The organism is Jeotgalibacillus salarius (genome assembly GCF_004405125.1).
Lineage (GTDB): Bacteria > Bacillota > Bacilli > Bacillales > Jeotgalibacillaceae > Jeotgalibacillus > Jeotgalibacillus salarius.
Window position 1 is genome coordinate 342,455 of the sequence record NZ_SORX01000003.1, and the last position, 13,764, is coordinate 356,218.

Annotated in this window: 24 protein-coding genes; 8 read left to right on the plus strand and 16 right to left on the minus strand. The window is 40.3% G+C overall.

Going from position 1 to position 13,764, the window contains the following annotated elements:
- Positions 1 to 6: 6 nt before the first annotated feature.
- Positions 7 to 696 (plus strand): phosphatase PAP2 family protein, encoded by a 690-nt coding sequence (locus E2626_RS07030; protein ID WP_134381025.1) that lies wholly within the window; start codon positions 7 to 9, stop codon positions 694 to 696.
- 105 nt (positions 697 to 801) lie between these two features.
- On the opposite strand, the gene E2626_RS07035 is transcribed toward E2626_RS07030, so the two are convergent.
- The 3 genes from E2626_RS07035 to E2626_RS07045 all read right to left on the minus strand — a co-directional run bounded on the left by E2626_RS07035 (position 802) and on the right by E2626_RS07045 (position 2,383).
- The gene (locus E2626_RS07035; protein ID WP_134381026.1) at positions 802 to 954 is read right to left on the minus strand and encodes a YpzG family protein; all 153 of its coding nucleotides are present in this window, start codon (positions 952 to 954) and stop codon (positions 802 to 804) included.
- A gap of 191 nt (positions 955 to 1,145) precedes the next feature.
- Positions 1,146 to 1,550: an anti-sigma regulatory factor gene (locus E2626_RS07040; protein ID WP_134381027.1), complete on the minus strand. Its 405-nt coding sequence runs from the start codon at positions 1,548 to 1,550 to the stop codon at positions 1,146 to 1,148.
- A 134-nt stretch (positions 1,551 to 1,684) separates the two neighbouring features.
- The gene (locus E2626_RS07045; protein WP_134381028.1) at positions 1,685 to 2,383 is read right to left on the minus strand and encodes a Na-translocating system protein MpsC family protein; all 699 of its coding nucleotides are present in this window, start codon (positions 2,381 to 2,383) and stop codon (positions 1,685 to 1,687) included.
- A gap of 274 nt (positions 2,384 to 2,657) precedes the next feature.
- On the opposite strand from E2626_RS07045, the gene E2626_RS07050 reads away from it, so the two are divergent.
- Entirely contained in the window at positions 2,658 to 2,837 is a 180-nt protein-coding gene (locus tag E2626_RS07050; RefSeq protein ID WP_166786766.1) for a hypothetical protein, read from the plus strand.
- 64 nt (positions 2,838 to 2,901) lie between these two features.
- Here E2626_RS07050 and E2626_RS07055 read toward each other — a convergent pair whose 3' ends face one another.
- Positions 2,902 to 3,564 (minus strand): TVP38/TMEM64 family protein, encoded by a 663-nt coding sequence (locus tag E2626_RS07055; RefSeq protein ID WP_134381030.1) that lies wholly within the window; start codon positions 3,562 to 3,564, stop codon positions 2,902 to 2,904.
- Positions 3,565 to 3,851: 287 nt separating this feature from the next.
- Here E2626_RS07055 and E2626_RS07060 point away from each other — a divergent pair, with 287 nt between their 5' ends.
- Positions 3,852 to 4,031 (plus strand): hypothetical protein, encoded by a 180-nt coding sequence (locus E2626_RS07060; protein WP_134381031.1) that lies wholly within the window; start codon positions 3,852 to 3,854, stop codon positions 4,029 to 4,031.
- Positions 4,032 to 4,063: 32 nt separating this feature from the next.
- Here the strand turns inward: E2626_RS07060 and E2626_RS07065 are convergent, their stop codons facing one another.
- Together E2626_RS07065 and E2626_RS07070 are read right to left on the minus strand one after the other, a co-directional pair.
- On the minus strand, positions 4,064 to 4,294 hold the full coding sequence (locus E2626_RS07065) for a hypothetical protein (RefSeq protein ID WP_134381032.1): 231 nt from the start codon (positions 4,292 to 4,294) through the stop codon (positions 4,064 to 4,066).
- A gap of 121 nt (positions 4,295 to 4,415) precedes the next feature.
- On the minus strand, positions 4,416 to 4,823 hold the full coding sequence (locus E2626_RS07070) for a hypothetical protein (protein WP_134381033.1): 408 nt from the start codon (positions 4,821 to 4,823) through the stop codon (positions 4,416 to 4,418).
- A gap of 121 nt (positions 4,824 to 4,944) precedes the next feature.
- On the opposite strand from E2626_RS07070, the gene E2626_RS07075 reads away from it, so the two are divergent.
- The gene (locus tag E2626_RS07075) at positions 4,945 to 5,319 is read left to right on the plus strand and encodes a DUF5412 domain-containing protein (protein WP_134381034.1); all 375 of its coding nucleotides are present in this window, start codon (positions 4,945 to 4,947) and stop codon (positions 5,317 to 5,319) included.
- Positions 5,316 to 5,576: a hypothetical protein gene (locus E2626_RS07080; RefSeq protein WP_134381035.1), complete on the plus strand. Its 261-nt coding sequence runs from the start codon at positions 5,316 to 5,318 to the stop codon at positions 5,574 to 5,576. The genes E2626_RS07075 and E2626_RS07080 overlap by 4 nt, the downstream gene beginning before the upstream one ends.
- 290 nt (positions 5,577 to 5,866) lie before the next feature.
- Here the strand turns inward: E2626_RS07080 and E2626_RS07085 are convergent, their stop codons facing one another.
- From E2626_RS07085 to E2626_RS17540, 4 genes are all read right to left on the minus strand, one after another.
- Entirely contained in the window at positions 5,867 to 6,415 is a 549-nt protein-coding gene (locus E2626_RS07085; protein WP_244094258.1) for an AAA family ATPase, read from the minus strand.
- Positions 6,416 to 6,700: 285 nt separating this feature from the next.
- The gene (locus E2626_RS07090; RefSeq protein WP_134381037.1) at positions 6,701 to 7,054 is read right to left on the minus strand and encodes a nuclear transport factor 2 family protein; all 354 of its coding nucleotides are present in this window, start codon (positions 7,052 to 7,054) and stop codon (positions 6,701 to 6,703) included.
- Positions 7,055 to 7,130: 76 nt separating this feature from the next.
- The gene (abc-f, locus tag E2626_RS07095; protein WP_134381038.1) at positions 7,131 to 8,984 is read right to left on the minus strand and encodes a ribosomal protection-like ABC-F family protein; all 1,854 of its coding nucleotides are present in this window, start codon (positions 8,982 to 8,984) and stop codon (positions 7,131 to 7,133) included.
- Between the two features lie 106 nt (positions 8,985 to 9,090).
- Positions 9,091 to 9,225, minus strand: a complete 135-nt coding sequence (locus E2626_RS17540; RefSeq protein WP_424955122.1) for an RAxF-45 family protein — start codon at positions 9,223 to 9,225, stop codon at positions 9,091 to 9,093.
- A gap of 166 nt (positions 9,226 to 9,391) precedes the next feature.
- Here E2626_RS17540 and E2626_RS07100 point away from each other — a divergent pair, with 166 nt between their 5' ends.
- Together E2626_RS07100 and E2626_RS07105 are read left to right on the plus strand one after the other, a co-directional pair.
- A complete protein-coding gene (locus tag E2626_RS07100; protein ID WP_134381039.1) occupies positions 9,392 to 9,862 on the plus strand; it encodes an NUDIX hydrolase in 471 nt (156 codons plus the stop codon).
- A 23-nt stretch (positions 9,863 to 9,885) separates the two neighbouring features.
- On the plus strand, positions 9,886 to 10,293 hold the full coding sequence (locus E2626_RS07105) for a DUF4279 domain-containing protein (RefSeq protein WP_134381040.1): 408 nt from the start codon (positions 9,886 to 9,888) through the stop codon (positions 10,291 to 10,293).
- Positions 10,294 to 10,608: 315 nt separating this feature from the next.
- Here the strand turns inward: E2626_RS07105 and E2626_RS07110 are convergent, their stop codons facing one another.
- The 6 genes from E2626_RS07110 to E2626_RS07135 all read right to left on the minus strand — a co-directional run bounded on the left by E2626_RS07110 (position 10,609) and on the right by E2626_RS07135 (position 13,382).
- Positions 10,609 to 10,824 carry a helix-turn-helix domain-containing protein gene (locus tag E2626_RS07110; RefSeq protein WP_041121612.1) on the minus strand — a complete coding sequence of 72 codons (216 nt, stop codon included), beginning with the start codon at positions 10,822 to 10,824 and terminating at the stop codon, positions 10,609 to 10,611.
- Positions 10,825 to 10,835: 11 nt separating this feature from the next.
- Positions 10,836 to 11,315: a DUF2975 domain-containing protein gene (locus E2626_RS07115; RefSeq protein ID WP_134381041.1), complete on the minus strand. Its 480-nt coding sequence runs from the start codon at positions 11,313 to 11,315 to the stop codon at positions 10,836 to 10,838.
- Between the two features lie 178 nt (positions 11,316 to 11,493).
- A complete protein-coding gene (locus E2626_RS07120; RefSeq protein WP_134381042.1) occupies positions 11,494 to 11,808 on the minus strand; it encodes a hypothetical protein in 315 nt (104 codons plus the stop codon).
- A 21-nt stretch (positions 11,809 to 11,829) separates the two neighbouring features.
- Positions 11,830 to 12,384: a hypothetical protein gene (locus E2626_RS07125; protein WP_134381043.1), complete on the minus strand. Its 555-nt coding sequence runs from the start codon at positions 12,382 to 12,384 to the stop codon at positions 11,830 to 11,832.
- Between the two features lie 64 nt (positions 12,385 to 12,448).
- A complete protein-coding gene (locus tag E2626_RS07130) occupies positions 12,449 to 13,021 on the minus strand; it encodes a group-specific protein (protein ID WP_134381044.1) in 573 nt (190 codons plus the stop codon).
- 22 nt (positions 13,022 to 13,043) lie between these two features.
- Complete coding sequence (locus E2626_RS07135; protein ID WP_134381045.1) at positions 13,044 to 13,382, minus strand: cupin domain-containing protein; 339 nt, start codon at positions 13,380 to 13,382, stop codon at positions 13,044 to 13,046.
- A 122-nt stretch (positions 13,383 to 13,504) separates the two neighbouring features.
- On the opposite strand from E2626_RS07135, the gene E2626_RS07140 reads away from it, so the two are divergent.
- Positions 13,505 to 13,750, plus strand: coding sequence for a DUF3953 domain-containing protein (locus tag E2626_RS07140; protein ID WP_134381046.1), 246 nt, complete (start codon positions 13,505 to 13,507; stop codon positions 13,748 to 13,750).
- Positions 13,751 to 13,764 lie beyond the last annotated feature (14 nt).

Genomic DNA, 13,764 nt, shown 5'->3' on the forward strand with positions numbered 1-13,764 from the left:
ACAACTATGCTGGATACATTAAAAGCGATCCCTGCCAGGACCTATATTTTAATTGTCACTGCACTTGTAATCATCGGCGGGGGCTTTTACATATTTGCTGAGCTTGGAGAAGAAGTGCTCGAGAATGAAAAAATCATGATTGACCAGCACGCTGCTGACTTTGCGGAAAGCATCGCTACCCCCGGAGTAACAACATTCTTTGCGTTTATTACAGAGCTCGGATCGGTCTGGGCGTTGACTGTAGGATCAATCATCATGCTTGGTGTACTCTGGTATTTTTATCAGCGTAAAAAGTGGAGAATTGTTTATTTTGTTATTGCAATGGGTGGAGTAACACTCTTGATAAGCGGGCTCAAAGCTGCATTTTCAAGAGATCGTCCGAACCTAATAGAGCAGTACGATGGAACCGGTTATAGCTTTCCCAGCGGTCATTCAACCGCACCAATCGTTTTTTATGGATTTATTATTTACCTGATCATCAGAAGCCGTCTGAATGCTTTAGCAAAATGGGTACTCAACATCGCTCTTGGCATTTTGATTTTACTAATTGCCTTCAGCCGGCTTCCGCTTGGCGTACATTATTTCACAGACGTAATCGGAGGACTGACACTTGGGCTGACATGGCTTGTCACCTGTATTGCCATACTTGAGATTACTTTATGGCAAAGTGGAAGAAAAGCGAAAAAAGAGTTATAAACCTGGCTGAGATCCTGTTTGGAAAAAAAGGCACAGCATATACTTTTCCATATTCAAAGAAGGCTCAAAAAATGAGCCTTCTTTTTTTGTCAAACTGATCCATCATTACGATTGACGGGCTTTTACATCCCTTTTCAAAATATACGTATTGAGAGACATTTCAGTCTGACCATTCACCTGGGAATGTGTTCGCTTTGGCCTTGTCCAGTTATGGTGAAAAAGCTGAGAATGCTGATCCAAACGATCTTTATAACTCACCGGTTATCACCTCTATGACAGGATGTAAAGCATCATATCCCCGTGGGAATATGAACAATAGCATGTGCAAAAACAACTCATGTTATGAATAGTTTATTGTGGAAAATTTTTTAGAGGGAAAATACGAAGCCTGTGAGGTGGCTTTTGACATTGAAAGCACACCTGTTAAAACGTAAACCTGCCCTATATTTTTAATTCATTTGCCACTTAATCACAGTAACTTTTGTACCGCTGCCTTCTTCAGAAAGGATTTGAAATTCATCCATCATTCGTTTCAGACCGGGCAGTCCTGCACCAAGACTTCCGGAAGTTGAGTACCCCTGTGTCATCGCATTTGAAATATCAATAATCCCAGGTCCTTCATCCTCAGCCACAATGATGAGCCCGGATTTGTTCATCTCTTTAATTGCTTCCACCTTTATTTCTCCATTTCCGGCATAACGATAGATGTTTCTGGCCAGCTCGGAAACAGCTGTAAGGACCCTCGACTGATTAGTAGCGCTGAAATTTAGGAGCTTGGCGAATTCTCTGCTGGTTTTGCGGGCTAAAATGATATCATCTTCCTTTTGAATATGAATCACTGCCGATTTATCCATGTCTCTTCATCTCCTCCCTGCTAATTCATGCTCTGTTATACTTCTAAAAGATCGCTCCTCTTAATAAAATAAAAAAAGCCAAAAACAGGGAATGATTCCCCGTTTTTGGCTTATGTCCGGTTCTATCGCCCGGATCATTGCTGCCCGTTATGATTTGGTTTTAAGATGATCAGAAAAATACCTTTGTCGAGATCGAAATCCCACGACGCAAAAGCATTTTCTATGTCAGCATCCAGGTGCTCCTGAAGCTGTTCTTTGTGTTCATTAAGAAGTCTCTTCTCTAAATTACGTTTTACCAGCGTAAGTGTTTCATAAAAACCCAATTGAATCATTTCTTTTTCAACTGCGATTAAAATCTGGTGGCGAATGACGATTAAGGTCCTTGGATTCAAAAGGTATGAATAAACCTCTCCCGGTGCCTTTTCAGCCTTCGCACTCACTTTGATGATTTCACTATGTACTTCTTCCTGATTCTGATAAGGTTCATTACGCTGGTCCGATTGAGACGTAATGCCAATAAACATTCCCGATTGACTATCGAGATTCCAGTCGTAATGAAATTCTATGATGTCGAGATCAGCACACATATTCACATATGTTTTAATTTCATCAATCAAAGCAGGCATCAGCATGTCTCTGATCTTCTCTACTGATTTACTTTGTTTATTATCAAGTAACTTGTTTTCCATCGGGGAAAGAAAGTCCTTTATGTAGATCGTAATGTAAGGAGGAGCAATCGTTGCAAATACCGCGCCAGGTCCTTTTCCAAAATGATCTCTTAATAACTTCCCGACAAAAGAGCCTAAATCTTTTTCTATTTTCTTAATATCCATGTTGGCCATCCTTCTCAAGATCCAAGCTTTATATCCCGAACCCTCAATAGCATGATAGTTTTATGAATCCCAGTTTCTTTATTATAACTGAAATACCGGGATTCACCTAAACATTTATGCAGAAGTCTTGCATGAATCACAACTCATCTGCCAATACAATGAATATTCGTTCATAAATTTTCTAATAAATGGTACAATCAAGCTAATTAGAAAATCAAATGCTCGATGCAATTTATGTATGAACATAATTCAGAATGTGAAAGGATTGAAAAAGATGTGGTTATTTTTCAGCTTAATTGCAGGCGTATTGCTGCTGGGAATGTACTCAGATCGTAAACATAAGAAAAAGAGAAGTAAAAACCCCTCTTATCATCATCCGATTCACCCCGATGCCAAACCTGGAGACAGTTCGAATTATACTGCAGGGGATTACAGGGAAAATAGCGGATTATAGTGTGAACTGAAGACAGTAAAAACCAGGCTGTCAAAAAGCAGCATTGCTTTTTGACAGCCTGGTTTTAAGGAGATTCGTTTTCCTGTGCCCTTCCCTGCAAATAAGATTTGATCTTTTTCCTGAATAACATTGGGATGATAAAAATGACCGCGAAAATCGTAACGGCCAGGACAATCGTTTCTGCGCTGTCTGATCCGGTGCTGAATCCCAGAAACGTATAAGCAAATGTGCCGGGAATAATTCCAATCAGGGTTGCAAGTGCAAACGGCAGCAGACGAATCTTAGACGCTCCTGCTGCATAACTGATTAAATCAAAATTAAACAGCGGTACCAGCCTGAGTAACAAAACGATAAAGAATCCATTATGCTCTAATTGGTGCTGAAGTTTTTCACCTCTTTTACCAAGCTTCGCCTCCACTCTTTTGGCACCAGCTTTTTTGGCGAACATAAAAGCAAGAATCGCACCAGCTGTAGCCCCGGTCATTGTCAGCAATGTGCCGTAGAGCGGTCCAAACGCCAGTCCCCCGGCAAGTGATAAAACGGAGGCCGGAAACAGAATGAATGGCCTGAATGTATAAAGCATGACATATAGGATTGGTGCCAGTAATCCAAATGATAAAATCCAGTTACGGATTCTTTCAGGTGATAAATCAAGCACAGTCTGATTCAGCACAATTAAACCCGCGACAACTGCTGCAATGAGTAGCAATCCACTCCATTTTTTCATCTATAACACCCGCCTTTAACCCTTCGCTCAAAAATAAAACTGAAACTGAAAGATATCTTAATCGTAACTTCTATACCTCTTCACGTCATATTTCCGGTGTAATAAACTTTTACAGATATATATAACCCTACAATCAGGCTACTGTAAAACATAATATGAGTGAGTTTCTTATATGATGGTCAGGGCAAAAACCGAGGCTTACGGGGAAGGAATCTTGTTGAACGGATCAGCAATGAAGTTGATATACTATTAGGAAGTTCTCCTTCATATGAAAGGAGTTGAAGATCTTGGAGACCTTTGGCAGAGGTTGTCTTTATATCATCATTGGTGCAGCGGTTCTTTTGGGGCTTGCTTTCATTACACAGAGTCACATTCAAATTCCAATTTTTATTTTCATTCCTCTTGTGGCACTGGCGTTTTACACAGCGAAAAAGAAGACTGAGAAGAAGCGAGAGGATAATTGGTAAAAATCACAAAAAGACGCCAGCAGCGCGTCTTTTTATTTTGCCTCAATTCGTTTTTTGGCTATGTAATGGCTGAGAATATACACTAAAACCATGCATATAGATGTGATTATCAGTGTACTGAAAGCATAAGTGAGATCAAACTGTGCCAGACTTGTTGGCTTCGTTTCCCCTATTCCCGCCATTTGATAAGCAATGCCTTTATGGTCGATCACGATAATTGAAACAATGATTCCGATGATCAAACCGGCTAACAATTTTTCCACTTCGCTCACCCCTAAGTTATGTTTAATTTCCATTATTTTACCATAATGATCAATTAATTACCAAGATCAACCTATGAATTAGAAGAAGAGATTATGTTAAGTATCAGTTGAAATTGCCCATTTACCGTTCTTTATAAAGCGCTAAATCTTTTACGTCGTTTCCCTTAAGCTCAAAATACCAGCTCTGTCCGGGATTAAAGTCGATGGTGTAGGAGTGTTCAACAGGCAGGCGCTTGTCACCATTTTCGTTAGTTATGATGAAAAGTTCAAATTGCTCAGAGCTAGAAGCACTCATATCTCCTTTTAAAAGCTCGATCACCATACTTTCACCCTTTTCAACCTCTGTTCCATTTGCATTTATCACCATGTGTGAAGAAGTCTCCATGTTTAACTCCAGCCCGTACAAGTTAAAATCCGTATTGTTTTTTATGTGAACATATACGCCGTTACTCCCTCCCTCCATACCGCTGCTAAATCCGCAACCGGAAATAAATAGTACAGCCCAGAATGTAATCATCATCTTTTTCATCACGCTTCCCCCTTTTCCAATAAATTCATTATAGAGGGTTGTTTATTGATTATCAATAAATTATTATTGAATTATAAATAAAATCAATTGATAAGCGGAGGTTTCATTTTGAGTTCATTAACTGTTTTCAAAAAAAGTTCTTCTTGGCGTATTCGCAGGTGTGCTTTTATCCATTGGAGGAATTGTATTTCTCATATACTTCTTTTTCTACAATATAGACAGGCTGCCTCAAGGCGAATCCTTAACTGAAGAAACTTCCCCCGACGGCACGTATACGTTAAAGGCCTATATCATAAATGGCGGGGCCACTACCTCATACTCAGTACGGGGAGAGCTTGTGACCAATGACAGCGGAAAGACTAAAAATGTTTACTGGCAATATCGTAAAGAAACCGCAGAGATAAAGTGGCAGGACGAAGATACGGTTGTGATCAACGGGGTTGAACTGGATGTTCCTGAGGAGAGATATGATTACAGAAAGGATGGGTCATCGTGAAAAAAATACGTGGTGTGATATTACTGGTGATCATTCTTGCTGTCACTCTCTTTGTGATCAACAATATTAAACTATACGACATTAAGTCAGCTGTATTGGCAAAAGAAGACGACATTCAAATTGAATCTATTACCCAGCTTGGTGGATGGGGCGAGTGGTTTCAGGAATATTCGCTTGTTGTTGAAAAGGATGGGAGTAAGTATAGAATTTGGACGGATGGAGACGGGGAGATAGATGATTGGGAAGTTCTTAACTGAACTAAAACGAATGTGAATTTAACTTGCAATTTTATATCGTTAATTACTTAAAATATAAATTAACGATATTTTCATTTGGCATTATAGCGTTAAATGTCTATCCGTCTTCTTACTGATCTGATAACAGACAGAGGAACAGACGTTATTATCAGTATGATTTGATTAGGGTTATGAACGAGTGAAGTCTGATCATTGTACAAACAATTGCAGTTTCAATGAAATGATGATGTTTAGATATTTAAATTAAGGACAAACTAAATGTATCCCCTATTTGATAGGCCGGTTTCAATCTATTTGAAACTGGCTTTTGTTTTTGTGTGACTCAAAACATCAGCCACAAGAGATTCAGGATCTTTAGTTCCATCTAACACACAATCAGCACTGGGTTTCACTGTATTTTCCATATGCAGATACGCACGGCGGCTGTCGGTCAGATAGTACTGCAGTTCATTCATGATACTCACCGTTTCACGACACTGCTGATCTCTTAATACTCTTCTCGCCATCGCAATATCAAGTGGAGTATCAATATAGATTGAGTAATGAATATATTTTGCTACTTCATTATGTAAATAGCTAAAAGGATAATCAAGAATTAAGTATGATGGAGCATCTTCCTGATTGAGAACTTTTTCAATCTGATCAATCAACGGCTGCATCCCCCATTCTCGCAGGTCTCCTCCCTCATCCACCCATTTCGTTAAATTTTCGGGCGCTTTTTCAAATTCTATTTCATCAAAATATATTGCAGCTGAGCATGGGAGAGACTCCAGCAGCTGTTTTGTGAGTGTCGTCTTGCCTCCACCTGATACTGCTGCGATTGAAATCAATTTTGTCATACGCTGAGTATCCTCCTTATTCATTTGAACGGTTGATGTCTTTTATTTTTTCTGTGGTTAACTGGGTAACCAATACTAGAATGATAATCATTAACCCAGAAACTGCAAGGTTTGCAAACCCGCTTAATACCAGAAGTCGGTTCGATATAAAACTTAGAATGGTGAAGTACAATAGAAAATAGCCGCAAATTGAACCAACAAAAAGCTTTTATCTAACATTCTGCTCATTTCCTCTCTCTTATTCTTATAACATTTATATAAAGTATTTTTTTAGGAATTAGTTCTCTATATCTTAGCCGCAGCAGTCCCCTGGTGAAAAATCATCTGCCTCCCAACCTTCTCTTTCTTCCAGATCGAACAGCGATTAGCAACCGCCCCAGTTACCTTATTACGGGACTGATAGATGGCCTGTACAGTATCTTCTGATAGCGGACGGATATCGAAGCCAAGCACTTCCACATCAATCGTTCCTGCTCCGCCTTCTGTCATCAGATCGGCTTTTCTAAAAGTGCCACCTGATTTCCCAAACTCAAGGAACTCCTCATGGATAAGGCCATCAAGATCCTTAAGCGATAATCGCTTTGTATTGTCCAACAGTTCTTTTTCATGAAACAATATCGTTTCTTTTAACAGATTCATTGAACTCCCTCCAATAAAAAACGCACTGCCATTTCAATTAATTGTAAATGACAGTGCGTTCATATGCTATCTATTATTAGGACTCCTGCATCATCCACTCTTCATAGAGCTGATCCAGTTCAGTCTGAAGCGCCAGCCTTTCTTTTGTCAGGTGCTCATAGGCTTCCCAGTCATCCCCAACTGACTCGATTTCAAGATCCAGCGCCTCAAGTTGTTTTTCAAGCGCTGCAATCTGAACTTCTGTATCAGGCTTCTTCTCCTTTTTCTTCACCGGTTTTTCCACCGGTGCAGCTTTTTCTGCTTTCTCAACTAAAACAGGTACCGGCCGCTTCTCTCTCGCCCAGTCATAAGCACCCTCATAAACTGTAAGCTCCCCATTTTCAATCCAGGCCGTCCTGTCAAAGATCGCATTTAGAAAATATCGGTCATGGGACACAGCAATAATGGTGCCCTCAAACTGCTGCAGTGTTTCTTCAAGCACCTCACGTGATTCGATATCTAAATGGTTTGTCGGTTCATCCAGAACCAGCAGATTAATTTCGTCATGCATGAGCTGCGCCAGCCTCAGACGCATCCGCTCTCCACCACTCAGGTTCTCTACCTTTTTAAAGACGTCATAGCCATAGAATAAAAATCGTGCCAGCACATGTCTGGCGTCTCCTTCTGTTATTGAAACATGCTCCCTGAACACATCAATCACACGCATGGAAGGATCGCGATATGAAAACAACTGAGACAGATAACCAACTTTTACATTGCTGCCAATGCGGCAAACTCCCTCATCCGGTTGTGTATCTCCTGTAATCATTTTGATGAGTGTGGACTTACCTGCACCGTTCCCACCGACAATGCCTATATGATCCTGCCATTTAATAGAAAGGTCTACATTTCTAAAAAGCCAGTGTTCATAACGCTTTCCAACCGCTTCAAACGTGATGGCATCTTTTCCGCTCCGGTCAGCCGCATCAAGCGTCAGCGACATCTTCTTCACCGTAACAGGCTTTTTCACACGTTCCATCCGCTCAAGCGCTTTTTCCATACTTTTCGCTTTCTTAAAAAGCTTTTCATTAGGCGGATTGGCTTCATTCGCCCACTGTCTCAGCCTGCGGATCGCTTCCTTCATTTTTTTAATTTTTTTCTGCTGCTCTTCAAATTGGTGAAACTCCTGCATGATCCGCTCTTCTTTGGCTTTTACATAAGCCTCAAAATTCCCTTTATAGCTGTAAGTCTCCCCGTCCTCGATTTCCACGATCCGTGTAGCTGTCTGATTGAGGAAATGACGGTCATGCGACACCATCAGGACAGCACCCTTATGCGTTTTGATAAACGTTTCGAGCCACTCAATGGCATCCATATCCAGGTGATTTGTCGGTTCATCAAGTACAAGCAGATCAGGATTTGTCAGCAGGATGGTTCCAAGCATGATCTTTGTCTGCTCTCCACCGCTCAGATTGTTAAAAGGCATATCTACAAGTCTGTTGAGCTGAAGCCCATTAATCACAGCCTGAACTTTCGCATCACGTTCATAGCCTTCAAGGATGGCAAACTGCTCCTGCAGATCGCCATATTTAATCAGCAGATGATCCAATTCCTCAGGTGAAGCCAAAGCCATTTCCTGTTCAAGCACCTTCATTTGCTTCTCAACCGCCATCACTTTTTCAAAAGCGGTCAACAATACATCATTTCCAGTCCAGCCTTCAGGATATGATGGGATCTGATGAAGATAGCCGAGTGTGAGCCCCTTCTTTTTAATGATCCTGCCTGAATCAACAGGCTCCTTTTCAGTCAACAGCTTTAACAGCGTCGTCTTTCCACATCCGTTCGGTCCGACAAGTCCGATAATTTCTGAATCCTTCACTTCAATTGTCATATCTTCAAATATGATATTACCGCCCATCATCTTGGCGATATTCTCTGCTTTTAATAACATATTCCGTTCCTCCAGGTTTTCAGCTGAGGAATTGTCTTTTTAAACGCAAAAAAGACTGCCTGATCAACAGACAGTCTTCCCGCACATAGCGAAAAAGAATGGTTCATCAGCTGGTGTATTTTCGTATTTTGCTAAAAGTGGACAGACTTCTCCCGTAATTGGCAAAATCGAAAATTAGCGCACGTGAAAAATACAGAAAGCTGATTCGTTTTTCACATGCCATGCCAGCAGATTGATTCATTCCCTTTCACCTCCGATCAGTTAAGTTGTCGTAATTGTAGCACAATTTAAAATGGATGTGTATAGTCATTTCTATTTTCCCACTTATAACAGACTTCTTTATAAAAAAGGAATTTTTTCCTTTAAAAAAGAAGTAACTATGTAGAGATAGACAAAGGAGATTAAGAATGAATGATTATATCAGAACGATGCGAGCATTGATCGGCCACCAAACGTTGATGACAGTAGGCTGCGGCGCGCTGATTGAGGATCAGGAAGGAAGAATTCTTTTACAAAAGAGGACGGACCACAGCCTTTGGGGGATTCCAGGCGGGATCATGGAAGTTGGAGAGACTTTTGAAGAAACAGCGAGAAGAGAAGTACTCGAGGAGACAAACCTCAAGTTAGATGATCTGAAGCTGTTTGGCGTTTATTCAGGATCAAGTGGATTTTCCGAATATGAAAATGGAGATAAGGTATTTAGCGTTCAAATCATATTTAGTACAACAGGACACCAGGGCCAACTAAAGCAGAATAATGAAAGCCATGAAGTGCGTTTTTTTCACAGAGACGAAGTTCCTCAAAATCTCAACCAGCATCAGGCTCCCTTTATAACGGACTGGGTCCAGCATAATAGCAGTTTGCCTATTATTAAATAATTGATATCAGGAGGATTTGTATATTGGATAAAACAAAAACAATGTTATACTTCGAAATTGCAGCGACTCACATGGATACGAAATCTGTCACAGAAAAATTAGGTGTTACCCCTTCGGAAAGATATCAGAATGGAGATCTGATCGAAGGCAGTAATCGTTACAGAAAGCAAAGTGCATGGCGAATCAGTAGCGGCTATCAGGAGGATCTCTTTCTGGACGACAGCTTTAAAAAGGTAATTGATCCGCTTCGTGAGAAAATATCAGTAATCAATGATATACGTAAAGAGTATAATGCCACCTGCCGCCTTATTGTAGTCAGTGAAATGTTTGATGGGCATACACCTGCACTTGGATTCCCTGCAGATATTGTCCGGTTTGCAGCTGAGGTGGATGCGGAAATAGACCTTGATTTGTACGCCTGGGAGTATTAGGCATGACTTTTAAAGAAAGTTGAAAAGTGGTAGTTATGCATAATAGGATTGGACATCAGAGCAGTAGCAATCAATTGAATCACCTTTTATGATATTTTTAAATTTCTGTACATCTAATGTTTATTGGTTCAGCTCCGGGATTAATTGGCTCACCTTCAGAATGAATTGAATATTCACATTGGGTACCTCAATCTATTTATAACCTACTCTAATTTTTTTAGGTTCACTGTATGAAGTATCTTCCTTTTTTATCAAACCGTCCTCAATATACACAAATAAAAAGCCAAAACCGCTATAGCAGTTTCAGCTCTTATTTCACGTATTCTCATCCGGCACATATTCAATGATATCTCCAGGCTGGCAATCCAGCGCTTTGCAGATCGCTTCAAGCGTTGAAAATCGGATGGCTTTTGCTTTTCCATTTTTCAAGATTGAAAGGTTCGCCATCGTTATACCAACTTTTTCAGTCAGCTCCGTGACACTCATTTTCCGTTTCGCCAGCATGACGTCTATATGAATGACAATTGCCATGTATGTTCACCTCAGACTGTTAAATCATTTTCTATTTTAATATCAATTGCATTTCTTAATAATTTTTGAAGAACGTATGCAAATACAGCCACAACGAAGGATGCAAAAATAACCGTCATCCCTATTACAATTACACCTGGTGCGTCATCATACTCACCGATCAGGAAAAAGAAAGGCATTGTTGCTGTATATACCGCGCTGACTGCAAGCGCAGAGAACTTAATCATGCGTAAAGCCTTTACAGCCTGATCTGAAAAAGCATTGTTCCGGTCAATCAGGTTCAACAGTTTGAACGACTGATACAGCGCGTAGTAAAAAGGAATACCCGAGACATACATCCCAATAATAATACCACGTACCCAGCCACCAAACACCTCATCATCTGCCACACCTCTCCAAAGTGCCGGCAGCGCAAACACACATATCGCCAGTACGGCCAGAGCGAGTACGATTAAAACAAATTTCAAAAACATAGTTGAACTTTTACTCATATAAGACACCTCTCACATTTTCACAATAAATAACGCTTCACCATAATAGTAGTTAAGAAAATTTTAGCATGTTATTTATTGAAAAACAATAAATTTTTACTGTTTATTATATAAAAAAGTTCTGATGCCTGTTTGAAAAACATCAGAACTCTCCTATGTAAAACGAATGATACAGATTTCATACTTTTTTAACCCACAAACTACCCCACCAGGTCAGGATCACACAATATCCCACGATAATAAAAATCGCCCAGACAGCTCCCTGCTGCAGTTGTGACAGAAAGAATTCAAATTCATTTTGCTCTGCAAACCTGATAGAATCAGCACTAAATAACAGTCCAACGACAGGTATAGCAACCACAAGGAGTAAAACAAGGATCTCCATCACAAACTTTTTTCTTCTTCCAATCCTGATCACTGCTGTAAAAAATGTAACAGCCAGAAATCCATAGTAGATGACCCAAAACCAGCCGGGCAGCGTTTCCCAGTACACCTGACCAACACCTCCCTCAGTTTAATCGGTTACCTCGAATCCAATCGTCCCTGTAAATTCAAACTTTTCATCAGATCCCGCAATATTAAAGTCAGTTTTTGCATCTATTTCATACTGACTCTTTGGAAACTCAAGTGTGCCCATTTGTGTAAACACTTTATCTGAATAAGGTTCACCCGGCATCCCTTCTACATAGCTGCCACCCGAGAAATGATAATCATGCGTAATGGTTTCTCCTGATTCAATTGTGGTCGTAATCAGCGGCTGCTCCATGGCTGACTGAAACTCGTAATTCTCTGTGAGATTTTTCGTATCCAGCCAAAGCCAGGTACCACCGTGCTCAATATCAATATCCTTTTCACTGTTATTAGTCAATGTTGCTTTCACCCGGACTTTTTCACCCTTCTGATAAATGTCTTTTTCTGAAATCAGCCGAAAATCAAAGGTTGCATCTCCATCTTCTGCTTCTATCGTGTAATCCGACTCTGCAGCAGAATCCCCCGAGGAACTCCCATCACTATCAGTACCACATGCACTTAACATGAATATGCAGCTCAAACCAAGTATGCGTTTCATAAGTCTACCCCCTTTCCGAATGTCAAAAGCACTATATAAATTAGACTATTCAGAAAGAGAAAGGTTACAGTATATCAGGTGTTCTTTCACTCCATTCAATGACCTCAGCTTTAGAGACATCCACCATTCCATGACTCATCACATGAGGAACAAAGTGAAACAGACCAAATCTCCTCTCTTTTGAATCCTGTTCTTTGAAATAATTCAGCGTATCCTCGGGAAGTTCAGTCAGTTCCTGATAATGATCAAGTTTCAGAAATTCAACTTCCTCAGGCCTGATTTCTGCTGTCGGACCCTGATAGTCCTTTGCATTATAGGTGTATATCACACTTTGATTCTTGCTGAGTGCTGTAATTGGAATGCGGAAAAATCGTATGTTGTCCGGAATATCCATACCAGCTTTTTTTAAAGCCTCGTAGAGATAGTTGGGGTGCATGGGAAGAAAAAATACAACGTCATTCCAAAGACAATTCAGATGAGGAATCCTTCTTCCGAGCAGCTTTGCTCTGTCTGGATGATCGAAGTATTTCCTGCTATGTAAGGTGTATAGTGTTTTATTATGATCTTGCATTTTGTTTAAGGGAATTAGCGTTTCACCGTACATGCTTTTTGGAACCATGTGATAGATGTATTGCATATGCATTCCTCCTCATTGATGCTCATTCTGATAGGTTTAAGTGAATATGATTAACATCTAACGCAGTCAGCCCCGATGCTGAAATGGTCTCATGCCACTCGCCCTGCTCCCAAAAGACCGCATGTCCTTTCATCACCGGTTGATACTTTCTGTTCTCACTGCACACTTCTCCTTCGCCACTTAGAATCAATATGAACTGTGCCACTGTAGCCTGATGAAAACCTATTACGCCGCCTGCTTCCAATGTGACAAATGATGTTTTTATTTCTCCTGCTAATGAAAAAATCGGGTTGAGCAAAAAATCAGAATCAAAATGCGTGACATGCTTCGCTACTTCTTTTTCTATCTTAAAAATTTTCATGCTGCCCACCTCCCTGTTTTACAAGTATATGGGGTGTTACGAAGAAATACAGGACTGAAAATGGAATTTTTTATGTGGTATAATGGATTTAGACAAAAAGGTGATTGGACGGAGATGAAACCATGATATTAAAGCTGATCAGAATAACTGCTGCCGTAGTGACCTTTGCCTTTGCGCTGCATAGTTCAATCACAGAAAGCCATTTGTATATAGGCTGGATGATGTTATCTCTCGGCGTAATGATGCTCGCAATGGGGATTGAAGAAATTCAGAAAGATAAGAAGTGGATTGGCTACGTAAGTTTAGGAGCTTTTGTTCTGATTAGTAGTACCGGGATTGAACAGCTCATCCAACTATATAAACAATAAAAAAGCCGAACTCA